This is a genomic window from Streptomyces sp. WELS2 (assembly GCF_013870595.1).
Taxonomy (GTDB): domain Bacteria; phylum Actinomycetota; class Actinomycetes; order Streptomycetales; family Streptomycetaceae; genus Streptomyces.
In genome coordinates this window covers 1-4,393 of the sequence record NZ_JACBWZ010000544.1, presented here as the reverse complement: position 1 = coordinate 4,393, position 4,393 = coordinate 1, and the positions used below count along the sequence as shown (strand labels likewise).

The window sequence follows — 4,393 nt, the reverse complement described above, 5'->3', positions numbered from 1 at the left end:
GCTGGCGTGCGCGGCGGTCCTCGCGTTCACCGTGTGGGCGGCCTAGGCCGCCCCTGGGCGGAGCCGCCCTCGCGGACGGCTCCGCCGGTCACCGGCCGGTGACCCCGGCCGCTAGCCGAGGGCCTGCTTGAGGTCCTCCAGCAGGTCCTCGACGTTCTCGATGCCGACGGACAGCCGCACCAGGTCGGCCGGGACCTCCAGCTGGGAGCCGGCCACGGAGGCGTGCGTCATCCGGCCGGGGTGCTCGATCAGGGACTCGACACCGCCGAGGGACTCGCCGAGGGTGAACACCTTGGTACGGGCGCACACCTCCAGCGCGGCCTCCTCGCCGCCCGCGACGCGGAACGACACCATGCCGCCGAACGACTTCATCTGCTTGACGGCGATCTCGTGACCGGGGTGGTCGGGCAGGCCCGGGTAGTACACCTGCGTCACGCGCGGGTGCCGGGTCAGCATGTCGGCGACCTTCGTGGCGTTCTCGCCGTGCCGGTCCATGCGCACCGCGAGGGTCTTGGTACCGCGCAGCACCAGCCAGGAGTCGAAGGGGCCGGCCACGGCGCCCATCGCGTTCTGGTGGTACGCCAGCTCCTCGCCCAGCGCCTGGTCGGCGACGACCAGCGCACCGCCGACCACGTCCGAGTGGCCGCCCATGTACTTCGTGAGCGAGTACACGACGACGTCCGCGCCCAGCGCCAGCGGCTGCTGGAGGTAGGGGGTGGCGAAGGTGTTGTCGACGACGAGCTTCGCGCCCGCGTCGTGGGCGACCTGGGCGACGGCGGCGATGTCGGTGATGCCGAGCAGCGGGTTGGAGGGGGTCTCCACCCAGACGGCCTTGGTCTTCGGGGTGATCGCGGCCCGTACGGCGGCCGGGTCGGCGGTGTCGGCGACGGACCATTCCACGCCCCAGCGGGTGGCCACCTTGGCGAAGAGCCGGAAGGTGCCGCCGTAGGCGTCGTCCGGGATCACCACGTGGTCACCGGGGCCGAGGAGCGTACGCAGCAGCGTGTCCTCGGCCGCGAGGCCGGACGCGAAGGCGAGGCCTCGGCGACCGCCGTCCAGCGCGGCGAGGTTCTCCTCAAGGGCGGTCCGGGTCGGGTTGGCGCTGCGGCTGTACTCGTATCCGCCGCGCAGCCCGCCGACGCCGTCCTGCTTGTAGGTCGAAACCTGGTAGATCGGCGGGACGACCGCGCCGGTGAGGGGATCCGCGGTGTTGCCCGCGTGGATTGCGAGGGTCTCGAAGTGGTCGCTGATGTGCCTGTCGCTCATGTGCATCGAGCGTAATGCGCCCGGCCGGTTCCCGGCGCCCGGCGAGAGGTGTTAGCCAGGTTCTGCAATGTTGCTGTCACGCTGTGACCGGAGTTGCTGTCATGCTCTGATCGGGAGTTTTCCACAGGCTCGCGGCGGGGTTCGCCAATTGTCGGCGGGGTCTGGTTCGCTTGGGACATGGCGATTCTCTGGCTGCTGATGGCGCTGCTCGTGCTGAGCCTCGTCCTGCTCCCGGTGCTGCGGCGCGGGCGCGGCGGGATCCAGCGGGTTCCGGCGGGACACCCGGACGCCGCCGACCCGGCGGCCTACGGATTCCTGCGCGAGGAAGAGCTGGACGTGCGCCTGCCCGGCCCGGACCAGGACCTGACGCAAACCCTGGAGCTGGTGCAGCGCACGCGGGACTACCGGGCCGGCGCCCAGCTGCTGGCCGGCACCGGGGCCGAGGGCGAGCTGCGCTGGCAGCGGGTGCAGGCCTTCGCCGGCGCCGCCGCGCTGGAGCTGCGGCAGCGCCCGGGCGGGGTGCACGAGACGCCGGGTGGCCAGTGGCTGCGGGTGTGGCGGGCGGAGAAGCCCAAGGACGCGGGCGCTGCCGCCGTGCACGCGGAGTTCCTGGTGCAGCAGGCCTGGCGGACGTCGACGCCGGGCACGGACGAGTTCCGGATCATCATGGAGGAGGCCCGCAAGGCCTGCGCGGAGGCCGCCCTGCTGGCGCCCGGGGACCCGGTGCCGTACGTCATAGAGCTGGCCGTCGCGCGCGGGCTGGGCTATCCGCACGCCGAGTTCGAGCAGCTGTGGGCCAGGATCCTCGACCGGGCCCCGCACCACATGGGCGCGCATCTGGCCGCGCTGCACTACTGGTGCGAGAAGTGGCACGGCTCCCGTGAGCAGGCGTACGCCTTCGCGCAGAGCGCGGCGGCCCGCGCCCCGGAGGGCTCGCTGCTCGCCGCGCTGCCGCTGTTCGCGGTGTTCGAGCACCTCCCGGAGGTGAACCTGGTCGCGAGCTTCTACCAGAGCGAGGTCGTCGCCAAGGCGATCCACGGCGCGCTGCACGCGGTGCACTCGGCCGTCCCCGACGACCCGACCCTGCCCCACGTCCGGCACCTGCTGGTCTTCTTCCTGGTCGGCGCCGAGCGCTGGGCGGAGGCCATGGACCAGCTCGTACACGTCGACGGGCATGTGGGCGCGCTGCCGTGGACCCTGTCCGAGGACCCGGCCGCCGCGTTCGCCCTCCACCGCGCACTGGCGGTCGCGGGCTACGAGGCCAACGGGGGCAGCCCGGCGAGCCTGCCCGGCTGAGGAGGCACGGGGACCGCACGGGCGGGGCACACCGGGTCCGCCGCCCGAGCCCGCCCGGCGGTCGCCCACCTCCCCGGCCTCGCGCATCTCCCTCCGCGCAGCCCGTCCGCCTTTACGCGGCCCTCACATTGCCCTCCTGACCTGCGGTAAGGCATACTCCGCTTCCCCCCACACAGCATCACCGGCCTCAACGACACCACCAGCAACACAGCACCACGGCACCACCAGCACCGACCAGCCACCGGCCCGGTGCATCCTCCATGTCCTTTTCCGCCGCTTCGTCCTGTCCCTTTTCCGGGATCCTGTGGGGGGATCTGCCCGATGGGCGCAACGCTGCGCGCACTGCGCGCTCTCGTTCTGCTGCTCGGCTTCTATCTGCTGAGCCTCGTCCTGCTCGCCGCGCTGGCCGGCGTCGACGTCCTCGTGTTCAGCTGGGGACACGGCCCGCTCACGGCGAAGGCCGGCTTCGTCACGGTGCTGCTGGCCGTCCCCGTCGTCCGCGGCATGCTGATGCTGCGGACCCCGAAGGGCGAGGACCCGCCCGGTCTCGCGGTCACCGACACCGATGAACCCCGGCTGTGGGCGCTGGTGCGCGAGCTGGCCGCGGCGGCCGGCACCCGCGCCCCCGACCGCATCCTGCTCACCGGCGAGGTCAACGCCTCCGTCGGCGAGGAACCGCGGCTGCTCGGCCTGCTGCCCGGCCCGCGCCGCCTCACGCTCGGCGTGCCGCTGCTGATCGGCCTGAGCGAGGGGCAGCTGCGCTCCGTGCTCGGCCACGAGTTCGGTCACTTCACCGGCGGTGACACCCGGCTGTCCGCGCTGGTCGTGCGCGGGCGCGTGCAGATCGGCCGGGTCATCGGGCAGTTCCACGCCAAGGCGGACGGCAAGGTGGCCGCCGACCGGGCCCGGCAGGAGCGGGCGTCCGCCAAGCGGGTCGCCAAGGGCCGCAAGGCCAAGGAGATCGACACCACCGGTGTCGGGGCGACGTACCGGACGATGGCGCGGATCTACACCGCCTACGGCAAGCTCTACCTGCGCGCCTCCCTGTCCACCGCGCGCGACCAGGAGTACGCCGCCGACCTGACCGCCGCCCGGATCGCCGGACGGGACGCGACCGCGTCGGCGCTGCGCGAGATCCCGGCCCTGTCCGCCTCCCACGACTTCTACCTGGACTCCTACGCCACCCTGGGGCTGCCCGCCCGGCTGCTGCCGCCGCGCGGCGAGTTCTTCGGCGGCTTCGGCCGGCTGCTGACCGCCCGGGAGCTGGAGCTGGCGGAGCTGCGCGCGGAGCTGCCACAGACGCCGGCCGGACCGTACGACTCCCATCCGCCGATCGCCGACCGGGTACGGCGGATCGAGGCGCTGCCCGCCGACGGGCGCACCGACGAGGCCCGGGGCGCGGCGCTGACCCTGCTGACCGACCCGGAGCGCACCCTGGGCGCGCTGGAGGACGCCGTCCTCCTGGACGAGCTGCTCACCTGCCCGCGCGCCGCCGGCTGGGAGGAGCTGCTGAACGCCTCGATGGCCGCGGGCCTGTCCGCCACGCGGACCCCGCTGCACCGGGCGCTGACCGCGTACACGGGGCAGCCGGCCACCCTGTCCGCGCTGCTGGACCTCATCGACGACGGCCGGCTTTGGCGGCTGGCGGAGCGGCTGCCGCTGTCCGAGGAGGCGGCGGCCGCGAAGGGGCGGGCGTTCCGCGAGTTCGTACGGCCGGTGCTGCTCCGCTCGCTGCGCACGATGGTGCTGGCCGAGTTCAGCGCCCGTTCGCTGCTGAGCTGGGAGTTCTCCTGGACCAACCCGGCGGCGGTACGGCTGCCCGGCCGGCACC

3 protein-coding genes are annotated in these 4,393 nt (G+C 73.5%); 2 read left to right on the top strand and 1 reads right to left on the bottom strand.

The genetic code is table 11. From position 1 onward, the window contains the following. Positions 1 to 111 precede the first annotated feature (111 nt). Positions 112 to 1,266 carry a cystathionine gamma-synthase gene (locus tag H5J33_RS25220; protein WP_181797166.1) on the bottom strand — a complete coding sequence of 385 codons (1,155 nt, stop codon included), beginning with the start codon at positions 1,264 to 1,266 and terminating at the stop codon, positions 112 to 114. Positions 1,267 to 1,443: 177 nt separating this feature from the next. Here H5J33_RS25220 and H5J33_RS25215 point away from each other — a divergent pair, with 177 nt between their 5' ends. Then, positions 1,444 to 2,562 (top strand): hypothetical protein, encoded by a 1,119-nt coding sequence (locus H5J33_RS25215; RefSeq protein WP_181797165.1) that lies wholly within the window; start codon positions 1,444 to 1,446, stop codon positions 2,560 to 2,562. Positions 2,563 to 2,883: 321 nt separating this feature from the next. After that, a partial coding sequence (locus H5J33_RS25210) for a M48 family metalloprotease (protein WP_181797164.1) occupies positions 2,884 to 4,393 on the top strand: 1,510 nt, incomplete at its 3' end.

Coding starts and splice junctions, on each gene's coding strand:
- H5J33_RS25220 (WP_181797166.1), bottom strand. CDS start 1,266: ATGAGCGACAGGCACATCAGCGACCACTTCGAGACCCTCGCAATCCAC.
- H5J33_RS25215 (WP_181797165.1), top strand. CDS start 1,444: ATGGCGATTCTCTGGCTGCTGATGGCGCTGCTCGTGCTGAGCCTCGTC.